General features: G+C 73.9%; 2 protein-coding genes. Both read right to left on the reverse strand.

Annotated features, from left to right (window positions below):
- Window positions 1-53: 53 nt before the first annotated feature.
- Window positions 54-263, reverse strand: coding sequence for an MbtH family protein (locus ALMP_RS12980; protein ID WP_264927215.1), 210 nt, complete (start codon window positions 261-263; stop codon window positions 54-56).
- Window positions 260-15,748 carry a non-ribosomal peptide synthetase gene (locus tag ALMP_RS12985; protein WP_264927217.1) on the reverse strand — a complete coding sequence of 5,163 codons (15,489 nt, stop codon included), beginning with the start codon at window positions 15,746-15,748 and terminating at the stop codon, window positions 260-262. The genes ALMP_RS12980 and ALMP_RS12985 overlap by 4 nt, the downstream gene beginning before the upstream one ends.
- Window positions 15,749-15,794 lie beyond the last annotated feature (46 nt).

Genomic DNA, 15,794 nt, shown 5'->3' on the forward strand with positions numbered 1-15,794 from the left:
CCGCAGAGGTGTTCTCTGCGGGCGGCCGTCTGTGTCAGGCATCGCGGGCGGGGTCAGCCCTGCTGGGCCACCAGGCTCGCGGGGCGCAGGTCGGTCCAGTTCGACTCGACGTAGGCGAGGCACGCCTCGCGGGTGTCCTCGCCGAAGGCGGTCCGCCAGCCGGCGGGGACCTCGGCGAAGGACGGCCACAGCGAGTGCTGGTTCTCGTCGTTGACCAGGACCAGGAAGCGGCCCTGCGGGTCCTCGAACGGGTTGGTGCTCATGCTTCGTCACTCCTCATGGACTGTGCGGTGAACAGCTCGGAGAGCGGCTGCTCGGGGTCGGCCGCGGCGTTGCGCAGCAGTGTCTGTAGTTCTTCGGCGAGCTGCCGGGCCTTGGCCGGGCCGAGCAGGTCGTGCGCGTAGATGAGCTCGCAGTGCACCGGGCCGTCGCCCTGCGGCTCGTAGAAGCTGAGGGTCAGCTCCGCCCGCGCGGTGCCGGTCGGCACGGCGTGGAAGGACCCCATGCCGCCCTCCAACTGCCCGAGGTCCGCCTGCTCGTGGTGGATCACCATCACCTGCGGGCCCCGCGGCGGCAGTCCGGTCGCCCGGACGACCGCGTCGAACGGCACGTCCTGCCGGTCGAGCGCGCTGAGCGTGGTCTCCCGTACCCGGGTCAGCAGCTCCGTGAAGGCCGGGTCGCCGGCCGTGTCGGTGCGCAGCACCACGGTGTTGAGGAAGCAGCCGACGAGGTCGGCCAGCTGGTCGTCCCCGCGCCCGGCGACCATCGTACCGATGGGCAGGTCGGTGCCGGTGCCGTGGGCGGTGAGCAGGGCCGCCAGAGCGGAGTGCAGCACCATGAACATGCTGGTGCCGGTCGCCCGGGCCAGTTCGTCCACGGCCGCGTGCAGCTCCTCGTCCAGGACGAAGCCCACATGGTCGCCACCCTCGGCTGACGTGTTCGGGCCGTCCGTCGGGAGCGCCAGCTCCGCCGGGACGTCCTGCAGCGTCTGCCGCCAGTACGCGAGCTGCCGGCCGCCCCGGCTGTCCGGGTCCTCGAGGTCGCCCAGGACCTCGTGCGCCCAGCGGGTGTAGTCCGCGTACGTCACCGGCAGCGGCTCCCACTCGGGTGCCCGGCCCTCCGTACGCGCCGCGTACGCCGTGGTCAGGTCACGGAACAGCGGGACCACCGACCACTCGTCCACCGCCAGGTAGTGCGAGGTCAGCAGGAGAGCCTGGTGACCGGCCGGGTCGGTCAGCAGGGTCGCCCGCAGGGGGGCCTCCTGCTCCAGGTCCGGGGTCTGCGCCGCGAGTTCGGTCAGGCGGGCGTCCAGGTCCGCACACCGGTCGAGCGCGAGCGCCGGGGCCTCGACCGACCGCTGGTGCACCGCGCCGTCGCGTTCGGTGAACGCCGTGCGCAGCGGCTCGTGGCGGGCCGCCACATCGGCGAGGGCCTCGGCGAGCGCGACGGCGTCGAGGCCGCCGTCCGGTGCCCGCAGGGCCAGCGCGTGGTCGAAGCCGGGGGTACGCCGGTGCGCCTCCCACTGCCAGCCCTGGACCGGCGCGGCCGGCAGCGGCCCTCCGCTCGCCCGATCGGTGGGCCGCAGCGCCGGCCGGGCGGCCGCGGCACCCTCCAGCTTGCCCGCCAGACCGGCCACCGTCAGCGCGTCGAAGACGTCCCGGATGCTCAACTCGAAGCCGAACTCGGCGCGGATACGGCCCAGAAGCCGCATCGAGGCCATGGAGTGGCCGCCGAGCGCGAAGAAGTTGTCGTGGACGCCCACGGTGTCGAGCTTGAGGATCTCGCAGAACAGGGCCGCCAGGCGGGCCTGCGTCTCGGTGGCCGGCCGGGCGTCGCCGGTCATCGCGGACCAGTCCGGCGCGGGCAGCGCCCTGCGGTCCAGCTTGCCGTTGGGCGTGAGCGGCAGCGGGCCGTCCAGAGCCACCACGAGCGCCGGCACCATGTACTCGGGCAGCAGCCCCGCCACGTGGGCGCGCAGCTCCTGCGGATCGGGCTCCCCGCTCTCCGGTACCGCGTAGCCGATCAGGCGCACGATGTCGCCGTCCCGGTCGGGCAGTACGGCGGCCTGGGCGACCGACGGGTGCGAGGCGAGTGCCGCCTCGATCTCCCCGAGCTCGATGCGGAAGCCGCGGACCTTCACCTGGGTGTCGACCCGGCCGAGGAAGTCGAGGTTGCCGTCCGCGCGCCAGCGGGCGCGGTCACCGGTGCGGTACATGCGGCTGCCGGGCGGGCCGTACGGGTCGGCGACGAACCGCTCCGAGGTGAGCCCGGCCTTGCCGAGGTAGCCGCGCGCCAGGCCGCGTCCGGAGACGTACAGCTCGCCCACCACGCCCGGCGGGACCGGACGCAGGTGGTCGTCCAGGACGTAGCAGCGGGTGTTGGGGTCGGGCCGGCCGATGGGAACCCGGCTGCCCGGTCGGCCACCGTGTTCGCGCGCCGGCCACAGCGTGGAGTTGACCGTCGCCTCGGTGAGCCCGTACGCGCAGATCAGGTTGGCCGTGGCGCCGAAGCGCTCGAACAGGTCCGGCGGCACCGTCTCCGTACCGACGAGGACGGTGGAGCCCTCGGGCAGCTCGCAGCCCGGCGGCAGCGCCGAGACCAGCGAGGGCGGCAGGATCATGTGGGTGATCCGCTGGTCCGCGAGGAAGTCGGTGAGCGCGGGACCGGCGACCCGGGCCTCGTCGGTGATGAGGACGAGCCGTCCGCCGTGGCACAGGGCCATCGAGAGTTCGAAGGCGAACACGTCGAAGCCGATCGAGGCGAACTGCAGGACCCGGCTGTCCGGTTCCAGGCCCATCCGGTCCACGGCGGTGGCGACCAGGCTGGCGATCCCCTCGTGGGGGACGACGACGCCCTTGGGGCGGCCCGTCGAACCGGACGTGTAGATCACGTACGCGGCCTGGTCCAGGCCGACCGGCCCGCCGTCGACAGCGGATTCCGACAGCCTCTCCAGCTCGGCGGCCGTCTCGGGGACATCGAGGAGCACGATCGGTACGCCCGGCACGGCGGGGATCTTCCCGGCCACCGGCTCGGTTCCGACGACCAGGGCCGCCCCCGAGTCCTCGATCATGTAGGCGAGCCGGTCGGCGGGGTGGGCCAGGTCGAGCGGCAGGAACGCGGCGCCCAGCTTGAGCGCGGCGAGGACCGTGGCGATCATGTCGGCGGAGCGGGGCACGGCCACGCCGACCACGCTCTCGGCTCCCACACCGTGCGCGGCCAGCAGCCGGGCGATCCGGTTGGACCGGGCGTCCAGCCGCTCGTACGTCACCGAGCGCGCGTGGTCGACGACGGCGACCGCGTCGGGGCGCTCGGCCAGCCGCCGCGCGAACAGGGCCGGCAGGGTCTCCTCCTCGACGGCGCGGGGGGCGCCGTTGAAGCCTTCGAGGACCAGGTGCCGCTCGTCGGCGGCGAGGATCTCCGCCTGCGAGACGGGCCGCTCGGGGGCCGCCACCAGGGCCGCGACCAGGGTGCGCAGGCGCTCGCCGAGCCGCTCCGCCGTCTCGTGGTCGAAGAGTTCGGTGGCGAACTCCAGCCGGCAGACCAGCGATCCGGCCCCGCCGTCGGCCTCGGTGTGCTCGGTGAAGCTGAACACCAGGTCGAACTTGGCGGAGCGGATACGGAACGGCACGTACTCCACCTGGAGTCCGGCCAGTTCCAGCTCGTCGCCGGTCCGGGCGTGGTAGCCGACCATCACCTGGAACAGCGGGTTCCGGGAGAGCGAGCGGGTCGGGTTCAGCTTCTCGACGACCGACTCGAACGGCACGTCGGCGTGGGAGAACGCCGCCAGGTCCGTCTCGCGGACCCGGGCCAGCAGCTCGGTGAAGCTCGGATCGCCGCTCAGGTCGGTGCGGAGCACCAGGGTGTTGACGAAGAAGCCGACCAGGTCGTCCAGCGCCTCGTCGCTCCGGCCCGCGATGGGGGAACCGAGCGGGATGTCGTCACCCGCGCCCAGCCGGTGCAGCAGGGCGGCGACAGCCGCGTGCACCACCATGAACATGCTGGCGCCGGTCTCCCGGGCGAGCCGCTTCAGCCCCTCGTGGACGTCCGCGTCGAAGGCGATGTCCAGCTCGGCACCGGAGAACGCGGGGCGGGCCGGGCGGGGCCGGTCGGTGGGCAGCTCAAGCTCCTCGGGAGCCCCGTCGAGCACCGACTGCCAGTACTCCAGCTGCCGGGCGGCCAGGCTTTCCGTCTCGGCCGGGTCGCCGAGCAGCCGCTGCTGCCACAGCGCGTAGTCGGCGTACTGGACGGCCAGCGGCTCCCAGTCCGGGGCCGCTGCGGTGTCCAGGCGGGCCGCGTAGGCGGCGGCCAGGTCGCGCAGGAACGGGCGGTCCGACCACTCGTCGGTGGTGATGTGGTGCAGGAGGACGACGACGACGTGCTCCTGCGGTGCCACCTCGATGACCGTGGCCCGCAGCGGCAGTTCGGCGGCGAGGTCGAAGGGGCGGTTGATCGCCGCGTCGACCAGGCCGGGCACCTCCTCCTCGGTCGCCCGCACGTGCTCGACCGCGGGCCGGGCCTCCCCCGCGGGCAGGACCCGCTGGAACGCCTGGCCGTCGCGCTCGGCGAAGACCGTGCGCAGGGCCTCGTGGCGGGCCGTCACATCGGCGAGCGCCGCGGCCCAGGCGTCGAGGTCCAGCGCCCCTCGCAGTCGCATCACCAGGGGGAAGTTGTACGCCGCCGAGGTGCATTCGATCTGCTGGATGACCCACAGCCGCTGCTGGGCGTGGGACAGCGGCAGCTCGGCGGGCCGCTCGCCGGCAGTGAGGGCGGGTCGGGCGGAGCCGCCGGAGCGGGCCGCGCGGTCCACCAGTTCCGCCACCGTGGGCGCCTCGAACAGGTCGCGGATGGCGAGTTCGGCGTCGAGCGCGGTGCGGGCGCGACTGACCAGGCGGGTGGCCAGCAGGGAGTGGCCGCCCAGCTCGAAGAAGTCGCTGTCGATCCCGACGCTGCCTTCCGGCAGGCCCAGGACCTCCGCGAAGAGGGCGCACAGCGTCTCCTCCCGCGGCGTGCGGGGGGCGCGGCTGGGGCCCGTACCGCCGAAGTCGGGGGCGGGCAGGGCACGGACGTCCAGCTTGCCGTTCACGGTCAGCGGGAGCGTGTCCACGGGGACGAGCGCGGCGGGGACCATGTAGTCGGGCAGGGCCGCCTTCACGTGGTCGCGCAGCCGCTGGAGCAGGTCCTCGCCCGCATCGGCGCCGGCCTCCGCCACGACGTAGCCGACCAGGCGCTTGGTGCCCGTGGCCTCGTTGACGACCACGGCGGCGTGCGCCACATCGGGGTGCGCGGACAGCGCCGCGGCGATCTCGCCCAGCTCGATCCGGTAGCCGCGGATCTTGACCTGGTCGTCGGTGCGGCCGAGGAAGTCCAGCAGGCCGTCGGGGCGCTGGCGGACGAGGTCGCCCGTGCGGTACATCCGCTCGCCCGGCTCCCCGAACGGGTCGGCGACGAACCGCTCGGCGCTCAGGGCGGGACGGTCGTGGTAGCCGCGGGCCAGACCGGTGCCGGCGATGTACAGCTCGCCGGGGCAGCCCGGGGGAACCGGTCGCAGCATCGCGTCGAGGACGTAGGCGCGGGTGTTGCGGATGGGCAGGCCGACGGTGGGGGTGGCGCTGTCGGTGGTGGACCCGCCGAGGGTGTTGATCGTGTACTCGGTGGGCCCGTACAGGTTGTAGCCGTAGGTGCCCTCGGTGCGGCGGAGCTTCGTCCACACCGTGTCGGACACCGCCTCGCCGCCGAGCAGGACCAGCGCGGGCCGGTGCGTGCCCTCGGCCTCGTCGTGGTCGAGCAGGCCCTCCTCGATGAGCAGCTGGGCGTACGTCGGCGTCACGTTGACCACGTCGACCTTGTGCCGGTCGCAGTAGGCCACCAGCGCCTCGGCGTCGCGGCGCAGCTCCTCGTCGCAGACGTGCACCTCGTGGCCCTCGACGAGCCAGAGCAGTTCCTCCCACGACATGTCGAACGCGAAGGACACGGTGTGCGCGATGCGCAGCCGTCGTCCGCCGGCCGAGGCGATGGCCGGGTCGAAGATCTCCTTCTGATGGTTGAGCTGCATGTTCGTCAGACCCCGGTAGGGGGTGACGACGCCCTTGGGGCGGCCGGTGGAGCCGGAGGTGTAGATGACGTACGCCGGGTGCTCCAGCCGGTCCGCCCTGTCGCGGGCGAACGCGGGCCGCTCGTCGTCGGTGATCTCGCCGCCCGGGAGCCCGGCCAGCTCGGCGGCCACGGCCTCGTCGTCCAGGAGGAGTTCCGGCGCGACGGGACCGCTCTCACCGCGCAGGGTCGGGGCCACGGCGACCGTGGACAGCAGGCACAGCGGCCCGGTGTCCTCGACCATCAGCCGCAGCCGGTCGGCCGGGTGGTCGAGGTCCAGCGGCAGGTAGGCCGCTCCCGTGCGCAGTACGGCGAACAGCGCGGCCACCATGTCGATGGAGCGCGGCAGCGCCAGGGCGACGACCTTCTCCGGGCCGGCGCCACGGGCGAGCAGCAGCCGGGCGATCCGGTTGATGTGCGCGTCCAGTTCGGCGTACGTGAGGGCGCGCTGGCCGAAGACCAGCGCCACCGCGTCCGGGGTACGGGCCACCTGCGTGGCCAGCATGTCCGCGACGGTCTCGTTCGGCACGGGCTCCCGGCTGCCCGCCCAGTCGGCGGCGAGGGACTCCCGCTCGCCGAGCAGCAGCAGGTCGAGGGCGCCGGTGCGGGCGTTCAGGTCGCCGATCAGCCGCTCCACGAGGGCGCCGAAGCGGTCCAGCGTGGCCTCGGCCTGCTCGTCGTCCACCAGGTCGGGGCGGTACTCCAGCTTGGCCTGGACCGTCTCGGCCGGGTTGACGATCAGCGTCATCGGGTAGTGGGTGGCGTCGACGCTGCCCACGCCGGTGATGCCGTGGCGCTCCGTCAGCTGGTGGAAGGCGCCCTCGTCGGCGAAGTTCTGCAGGACGTACAGGGTGTCGAAGAGGGTCGGGTGGCCGCCGGCGCGCTGGAGTTCGGCGAGCCCCAGGTACTCGTGGTCCATCAGGGCGACCCGCTCGGCCTGGATGCGGCGCAGCAGGTCGCCGACCGGCTCGGCCGGGTCGAGGGTGATCCTCTGGGGCACGGTGTTGAGGAACATGCCGATCGTCGTGTCGACCCGGGGGACGTCCGCCGGACGGCCGGCGACGGTGGCGCCGAACACCACGTCGTCGCGGCCCACGGTGGCCGACAGGACCAGCGCCCACGCGGCGGACAGTACCGCGTTGATGGTCAGGCCGTGCTCACGGGCGGAGGCCCGCAGCCGCTCGCTGAGCGCCCGGCCCAGGCTGAGCGTGCGGCGGCGCGGGATGGTCGGCTCGTCACCGCGCTCGCGGGCGACGAGCGTCGGCTCGTCCAGTCCGGCGAGGGCCCGCCGCCAGGTCTCGCGGGCCGTGTCGAAGTCCTGGCCGGCGAGCCAGCCCAGGTAGTCGCGGTAGCTGCCCGCGGCGGACAGGGCACGGTCGTCGCCTGCGGCCGCGTACAGCCCCAGGAGCTCGTCCAGGAAGAGGGACTGGGACCAGCCGTCCCATGCGACCAGGTGGTGGCTGAGCATCAGCCGGTCGGTGGTGTCGGTGAGCCGGATCAGGGTCAGCCGGAACAGCGGGGGCGCGGTCAGGTCGAACCGCTGGTGCCGGTCGGTGTCGGATATCTCGTCGAGCCGGGCCCGGCGCTCGGTCTCGGTCAGGCCGGTCAGGTCGATCTCGGTCAGCGGCGCGGGCAGTTCGTCGGCCTGGCACACGAACTGGACCGGCTCGGGAAGGCCGTCGCTGGTGATGCCGGCGCACAGGCTCGGGTGCCGGCGCAGCAGGGTCGCACAGGCGGCGCGCAGCCGGTCGGCGTCGAGCCGGTGGTCGAAGTCGAAGGTGTCCTGCGCGGTGTAGACGTCCAGCGCGGTCGTGTCGTAGCTGGCGTGGAAGTAGATGCCTTCCTGGAGCGGCGACAGCGGCCAGATGTCGGCCACCGGGGCCGGGCTGACCCGCTCGACCAGCTCGATGCCGGCCTGGGTGAGGGCGACCAGCGGCACGTCCGAGGGGGTGAGGGAGGGACGGGCGCCAGGTGCGGCGGTCCGGGCGACGAGCTCGCGCAGGGCGTCGGCCCAGGCCGCACCCAAGGCGTGGACATCGCCCTCGGTCAGGGTGGTGCCGTCCGGCCAGGTCCAGGTGGCGCGCAGCTCGGGGCCGTCCGGGGTCTCCGCGCACACCGCGTTGACCTGGAGCGGGTACGGCATGGCCAGGTCGGCGTCCGGCTCGACGCGCAGCGCGTCCGACTCGACGGCCGGGGCCCAGTCGCTGGCCTGGTCGGCGGGCAGCCGGCCGAAGTAGTTGAACAGCACCTGCGCGGTGGACAGCTGGGCGAACACCGGGGCGAGCTGCGGGTTGAGGTAGCGCAGCATGCCGTATCCGGCACCGGAGTCGGGCGCGGAGCGGACCGACTCCTTGGTCTGCTTCAGCGCGTCGAGGGGGTCCTCGGCGGCGGGCAGGCGGACCGGGTGGAGGCTGGTGAACCAGCCCACCGTGCGGGAGAGGTCGGCGTCGGTGACGCCGTCACGGCCGTGGCGCTCCAGGTCGACCAGCAGGTCGCCGTCGTGGCCCGGGCGCCGGCGCGACACGGCCAGACGCAGTGCGGCGAGCAGCACCTCGGTGACGTCGGCTCCGGCCGCGGCGGGCACGGTGGTGAGCAGCGCCCGGGTCTCGTCGGTGGACAGGGTGACGACGTGCTCCCGCGCCACACCGGCGGTTCCCGTACGGGTGGCTCCGGCGACAAGCTCGGCTCCCGGCGCGAGGGTCTTGGCCCAGTACGGGAGTTCGGCCTGCCGCTGCGGCGAGGTGGCCTGTTCGGCGACCGCCCGGGCGAACCTGCGCAGGGAGGTCGGCACCGGCTCCAGGGCCGGGCGCTCGCCGCGCACGACGGCGTCCCACGCGGCGGCGAGGTCTCCGAGGAGCACCCGCCAGGACACGCCGTCCATGACGAGGTGGTGGACGACGAGCAGCAGGCGGCCGGGCTGCTCGGCACCGGCGTCGAACCACACCGCCCGCACCATCGCACCGCTGTCGGGGTCGAGGCGGTTCGCGGCCGCGTCGGACTCCTCGCCGATGACCGCTCGGAGTGCGGCGTCGTCCAGGTCGCGTACGTCGACGCGGCGGAGCAGCGCGGCGGCGTCGACCGTTCCGGGGGCGGAGGTCTGCGCGGACCACAGGGCGGGGATGGCCGGGCCCAGGTCCATGCGGGTGAGGGTCAGGCGCAGGCCGTCGTGGTGGTCGAGCACCGCCTGGAGGACACGGGTCAGCTTCTCGGCGTCCGCGGCGGCGGGTGCCTGGAGCAGCATCGAGAGGTTGAAGCGGCCGATCGTGCCGCCGTCCTCGCGGAGCTGGTGGACGATCGGGAGGAGCGGCACGTCGCCGACGCCGTCGGAGTCGGCGACCGGGGCCGGGGCGGTGTCCGCGCCGGTTGCGGTGACGGCGGCGGCCAGGGCGGCCGGGGTGCGGTGCTCGAAGACGTCGCGCGGGGTCACCGCCAGGCCCGCCTTGCGGGCGCGGCTGGAGACCGCCATGGACAGGATGCTGTCGCCGCCGAGCACGAAGAAGTCCTCGTCGGCCTCGACGGCGTCGATGCCGAGGACCTCCGCGAAGATCGCGCACAGCTGGTGCTCATGGCCCTCGCGGCCACCGCCGCCGTGCCGCCTGCGGGCCTGGGGGGCCGGAAGGGTCTTGTGGTCCACCTTGCCTCCGGGGGTGAGGGGCAGTGCCTCCAGGCGTACGAAGTGGCTGGGCACCATGGGCGCGGGCACGATGTCGCTCAGCGCGGCGCGTACCGCCTCGGTGTCCATGCCGGCGCCGGCGGCCGGGACCAGGTAGGCCACCAGCTGCTTGACTCCCCGTTCGTCGTCGCGGGCCACGACCGCGACGTCGCCGACGGCCGGCAGCTCGCGCAGCCGTGCCTCGATCTCACCGAGTTCCACCCGGTTACCCCTGATCTTGACCTGGTGGTCGGTGCGCCCGAGGTAGGTGAGCACACCGTCTCCACTGAACTGGACCATGTCTCCGGTGCGGTACATCCGCTCTCCCGGACCGCCGAACGGATCGGCGACGAAGCGCTCCGCGGTCAGCGCGGTGCGTCCGTGATAGCCGCGGGCGAGCTGTCCGCCCGCGATGTAGAGCTCGCCCGGCTCGCCCTGCGCGACGGGGCGGAGGTGGCGGTCGAGGACGTAGAGGCGCGTGTTCCACACCGGGCGCCCGATGGGCACGGTGCCGCTCTCCTCCGGGGTGCTGCCCGCCTCCCAGCTGGTGACCTGGATGACCGCCTCGGTCGGGCCGTACACGTTGAACAGCGGCACGCCGGTGCGCTCCCGCCAGCGGCGGGCCAGCGGCACGGGCAGGGCCTCGCCGCCGCTGAAGGCACGGCGCACGGTGGCCCACCACTCCCCCGCCTCGTCTTCGGCGAGCAGCGCTCCGTAGAGGGAGGGCACGAGGTCGATGCTCGTGACCCGCTCGCGGCGGATCAGCTCGACGAGGTACGCGGGGTCCCGGTGGCCGTCCGGCCGTGCGATCACGACGGTGCCGCCGGTCAGCAGCGGGGCGAAGATCTCCAGGACGGACGGGTCGAAGCTGGTCGAGTACTGGTGCAGGACCCGCTCGTCCGGGCCGTAGCCGAAGCGGTCCGCGGTCCAGGCGAGCTGGGCGACCACGCCCCGGTGCGGCACGACGACGCCCTTGGGCCGGCCGGTGGAGCCGGAGGTGTACATCACGTACGCGGCGCCGTCCGGGTGGGCGGGTACGGAGACGGGCGCCGCGGTGGTGGCCTCGTCGCCGACGACGACGTGCGTGACGCCGTCGAGGGCGGGCAGCCGGGTCCGGGACGCGGCGGTGACGACGACGGTCCGTGCCCCGGAGTCGGTGAGCATGTAGCGCACCCGGTCGGCCGGGTAGTCGACGTCGACCGGCAGGTAGGCCGCGCCCGCCTTGAGCACGCCGAGCAGCGCGACCAGCGTCTCGGCGGACCGGGGCACGGCGACGGCGACGACGGACTCGGCCGTGACGCCCTCGCTGAGCAACCGGTGTGCCAGAGCCTCGGCGCGCGCGTCCAGTTCGGCGTACGAGGTCCGGCCGGCCTCGTGGACCAGCGCGGTCGCGTCCGGGGTACGGCGGGCCTGCCGGGCGAAGGCGGCGTGGACCGTGTCACCGGGCAGCTCGTGCGCGGGTGACGGGCCGGTCAGCCGGTCGAGCGCCGCGCGCTCCTCGTCGGCCGTGAGAAGAGGCAACCGGGCGACCGGCCGGAGCGGGTCGGTCACGATCTGGTCGAGCAGGCTCCGCAGCCGGTCGGCGAACCGCCCGGCGGCGGCGGTGTCGAGGCGGGCCGGGTCGTGCTCCAGGCGCAACCGGAGCCGCTCGCCGGGCAGGACGGTGAGGGCCAGCGGGTAGTGGACGGCGTCGCGGACGTGCGAGCCGGTGACGCGGACCTGTCCCGCCGGGTCGGACGGCTCGCCCGCGTCGGGCAGGTTCTCCACGACGACGAACGCCTCGAACAGGTCGCCGCGCCCCAGCTCGCGCTGGATCTCGGCGAGCCCCACGTGCTGGTGGTCCAGAAGTTCCGCCTGCTCGTCCTGGAAGCGCGTGAGGACGTCGACGAGCGTCTGCTCGGGCGCCCATCGCAGGCGGGCCGGGAGCGTGTTGATGAGGAGGCCGACAAGGGTCTCGACGCCTGCTACGTCGGCCTGGCGGCCGGAGACCGTGGAGCCGATGACCACGTCCCGGGAGCCGGTGAGGTCGCCGAGGAGGAGCCCGAAGCCGCCTTGGACGACGCTGCCGAGCGTGAGCCCCAGTCGGCGGGTGCCGGCGGCCAGGGCCGCGGTGTCGGCCTCGGACAGCTCGACGGTGACCGCGCCGGTGCCCTCGGCGGCGGTGTCCGCGGCGCGTACGGGAAGCCGGGCGGGTCCGTCGAAGCCGGCGAGGGCGTCGCGCCAGGCGCCGAGTGCGGCGTCGCGGTCGCGGGCGGCGAGCCATCCCGCGTACGCGCGGTACGTCGGGTCCTCGGCGGGCCGGGGCGCTTCGCCACCCGGACGGTAGCCGTTCAGAAGCTCCCGCATGAGGAGGGACACGGACCAGCCGTCCACGACGATGTGATGCAGCGTCAGCACGAGGTGCGAGCGCTCGGCGCCGTAGCGGACGAGCGCTGCCCTCAGCAGCGGCGGGACGCCCAGGTCGAACCCGGTCGCCCGCTCCTGAGCCGCGACCTCGTCGGCGGCGACGGCCTGCCGCCCGGCGTCCAGACCGGACAGGTCGGCGTAGCGCCAGGGAAGCTCGGCCCGCTCGCCGATCAGCTGGACGATCCGGCCGTCGGGGAGCTGGTGGAAGGCGGCGCGCAGCAGCGGGTGGCGGTCGAGAAGACGCTGGACGGCGGCCCGCAGGGCCTCGGGGTCGACGTCGCCGGCGAGTTCGACGGTGTCCTGCACGGCGTAGCCGTCGGCGCCTCCCTCGTCGACGGAGGCGTGGAAGTAGAAGCCCTCGTGGAGCGGCGTGGCCGGAAGCACGTCGACGAGGCCCGGGACGGCCGCGGCGCACTCGGCGCGCTCGGCCTCGCTGAGGGTGACCAGCGAGAACGGGGCGGGGAGTTCTCGTGAGGCGTTCGTGAGATCCCCGTCCCCGGAGACGCGGGCCAAGGCCGAGACCGTGCGGTGCCGGAAGACATCGCGCGGGGTGATGCCGAGACCGGCCTCGCGGGCACGGTTGACGAGCTGGATGGCGACGATGCTGTCGCCGCCCAGCTCGAAGAAGCTGTCGTGGACGCCGACCGAGGGCAGGCCGAGCACATCGGCGAAGAGGGCGGCGAGCGCCGTCTCGCCGGGTGTGGTGGGCGCGTCGTCGCCGGCCATGGCGGTCCACCGCGGCGCGGGCAGGGCACGGCGGTCCAGCTTGCCGTTGGGGGTGAGCGGAAGAGGGCCGTCGAGGCGGACGACGGCGGACGGCACCATGTAGTCCGGCAGGCCGTCGGCGATCCGGGCGCGCGCGTCGGCGACGGCGTCCGCGTCGGTTCCGGTCTCGGTGACCAGGTAGGCGACGAGGCGCTTGACGTTCCGGTGGTCCTCGCGGACGAGGACGGCGGCCTGTGCGATGCCGGGGCAGGCCATGAAGGCGCTCTCGATCTCACCGGGCTCGATGCGGTGGCCGCGGATCTTGATCTGACCGTCGGCGCGGCCGAGGAACTCCAGGTTGCCATCGGCGGTCCAGCGGACGCGGTCGCCGGTGCGGTACATGCGCGCGCCGGCCTCGTCGGCGAACGGGTCGGCGACGAAGCGCTCCGAGGTGAGGCCCGGCCGGCCGAGGTAGCCGCGCGCGAGGCCGCGTCCGCCGACGTACAGCTCGCCCTCGGTGCCGACCGGCACGGGGCGCAGGGAGGCGTCGAGCACGTAGGCGCGGGTGTTCGGGTCCGGCTCGCCGATGGGCGCGGGGCCGGGCCGGTCGGGGTCGGAGACCCACAGCGTGGAGTTGACGGTCGCCTCGGTGAGGCCGTAGGCGACGACGACCTGGAGGCGTCCGGCCCAGCGGGCGATGAGCTCGCTGGGCACGGCCTCGGTGCCGACGACGAGCACGGATCCCTCGGGCAGTTCGCAGTCCTGCGGCAGCGCCGAGACGAGCGACGGCGGCAGGATCATGTGGGTGGCGCGGTGCCGGGCGATGTAGTCGGTCAGGGCCGGTCCGGCGACGCGCCGCTCGGTCGGGACGACGATGATCCGGCCGCCGACGCAGAGCGACATGATCAGGTCCCAGACCGTGACGTCGAAGCCGACGGAGGCGAACTGGACGACACGGCTGTCGGACGTGATGCCGATGCGGTCGGTCGCGGTGGCGATGAGGCTGCCGACACCGTCGTGCGAGACCACGACGCCCTTGGGGCGGCCCGTGGAGCCTGAGGTGTAGATGACGTACGAGGCCTGGTCCAGGACCACGGGGACGGGGAGGTCCGAGGGGTCGAGGGCCCCGCACTCGGCGGCCACGGCCGGCTCGTCGAGCAGTACGCGCTCGACGCCGGGGGCGTCCGGCAGGTCGGCGGACAGCTCGCGGGTGGTCACGACCGTCCGCGCCCCGGAGTCCTCCAGCATGTAGGCGATGCGGTCCTGCGGGTGGTCGGCGTCCAGGGGGAGGTACGCGGCGCCCGCCTTCATCACGGCGAGCAGCGCGACGACGAGTTCGGGCGAGCGCGGCAGCGCGACACCGACGACGTGCTCGGCGCCGATGCCACGGGAGACGAGGAGCCGGGCGAGCCGGTTGGCGGCAGCGTTGAGCTCCGCGTAGGTCAGCTCGCGGTCCTCGCACACGAGGGCCACGGAGTCCGGAGTGCCGAGCACTTGCCGCTCGAAGGCGGCGGGCCAGGACAGCTCGGGTGCCTCACGGGGTGCGACGCCGAACTCGCCGAGGAGTTGGGCGCGTTCGTCGGCCGACGTCAGCTCGATGCGGCCGATGGGCCGGTCGGCGGCGTCGGCGAAGGCGTCGAGGAGGATGCCGAAGCGGCGCTGGTGGTCGACGAGGGTCTCCTCGTCGCACATGTCCGCGTCGGCGTCGAACAGGATCCGCGCCGCGTCGCGCCGCGACTCGCCGACGGTGATGGCCAGGTCGCTCACCGGGCCCAGCCACTGGGGTCGGAGGTCGGAGGCGAGGTCCCCGAACCGCAGCCGGTCGATGCCGGGCAGGATGTTGACCGTGGGGCCGACGAGTTCGGCGATTCCCTCGGTCAGGCCCAGATCCTTGGCCAGGTCCTCGCCCCTGTAGCGCGCGTGCTCGACCGTCTCCGCGATCCGGTCCCGTACCTGCGCGATGAGCTCCGCCGGGGTCATGCCCCCGCCGACGCGCAGCCGGAGCGGCAGGATGTTGGACACCATGCCGGGCACGTCCCTGACCGCCGCATCCTGGCGGGTGGTGACGGGCAGCCCGAGGACGACGTCCTGCGCGCCCGTCACGCGGTGCACGTAGGCGGCCACGGCCGCGACCAGCAGCCGGGACATCCGTACGCCGGCGTCCGCCGCGGCCGTGTGCAGCCGGGCGGTGTCCTGCTCCGAAAGCTCCGTGGTGCGCCGGTAACGGCGGGAGATCAGCGCCGAGGAGCGTTCCACGAGGCGGACCGGCTCGGGCCGGTCGACGAGCCGGTCGAGCCAGTACGCCCGGTCGGCGGTGTACTGCGCGGACTCGCGGTAGGCACGCTCGGAGTCCGGCAGCCGGGTGACGGACCAGTCGACCTCGCCGACCGCCTCGCCGTCGGTGTAGATCTCGCCGGCCCGGCGGGAGATCAGCGCGATGCTCACCCCGTCGATGACGATGTGGTGGTAGCGCTGATGCCACAGGACCCGGTCGTCCGCGAGTCGGAGCAGTGTGTGGGCGAAGAGGGGGCCGTGCTCCGTGAGTCCGGTCGAGCGGCTGCGGTCCGCCTCCATCCACTCCCAGGCCGCGTCCTCGGGGTCGGGTGCGTCGCGGAGATCGAGGACGGCGACGTCGACGGGGAACCGCGCCGGCCACTGGCGCGGGCTCCCGTTCTCGTCGCCCACGCGCACGTGCAGACAGTCGGCTTCCTCGGTCACCCGCTGGACGGCCGCGGCCAGGCGGTCGAGGTCGATGTCTCCGCGCAGTTCCAGGGTGAACGAGACGTTGAAGGCCGAGCTGTCGGGCTCGATCTGCTGGGCAAGCCAGATACCGGATTGCCCGCCGGTCACTGGTGTCCCGGCAGCGGAAGTCGGGGCCGACTCGGCGTCAAACATCGTTCGTGTGGCCTTTCCCTGGCGTGGCGTAGGCGTGGGTTGGTCA

Source organism: Streptomyces sp. A012304, assembly GCF_026008495.1.
In the GTDB taxonomy this organism is placed as follows: domain Bacteria; phylum Actinomycetota; class Actinomycetes; order Streptomycetales; family Streptomycetaceae; genus Streptomyces.

Excerpts from the sequence above, each read along its gene's own strand:
- ALMP_RS12985 (WP_264927217.1), bottom strand. The coding sequence starts at position 15,748 with ATGTTTGACGCCGAGTCGGCCCCGACTTCCGCTGCCGGGACACCAGTG.
- ALMP_RS12980 (WP_264927215.1), bottom strand. The coding sequence starts at position 263 with ATGAGCACCAACCCGTTCGAGGACCCGCAGGGCCGCTTCCTGGTCCTG.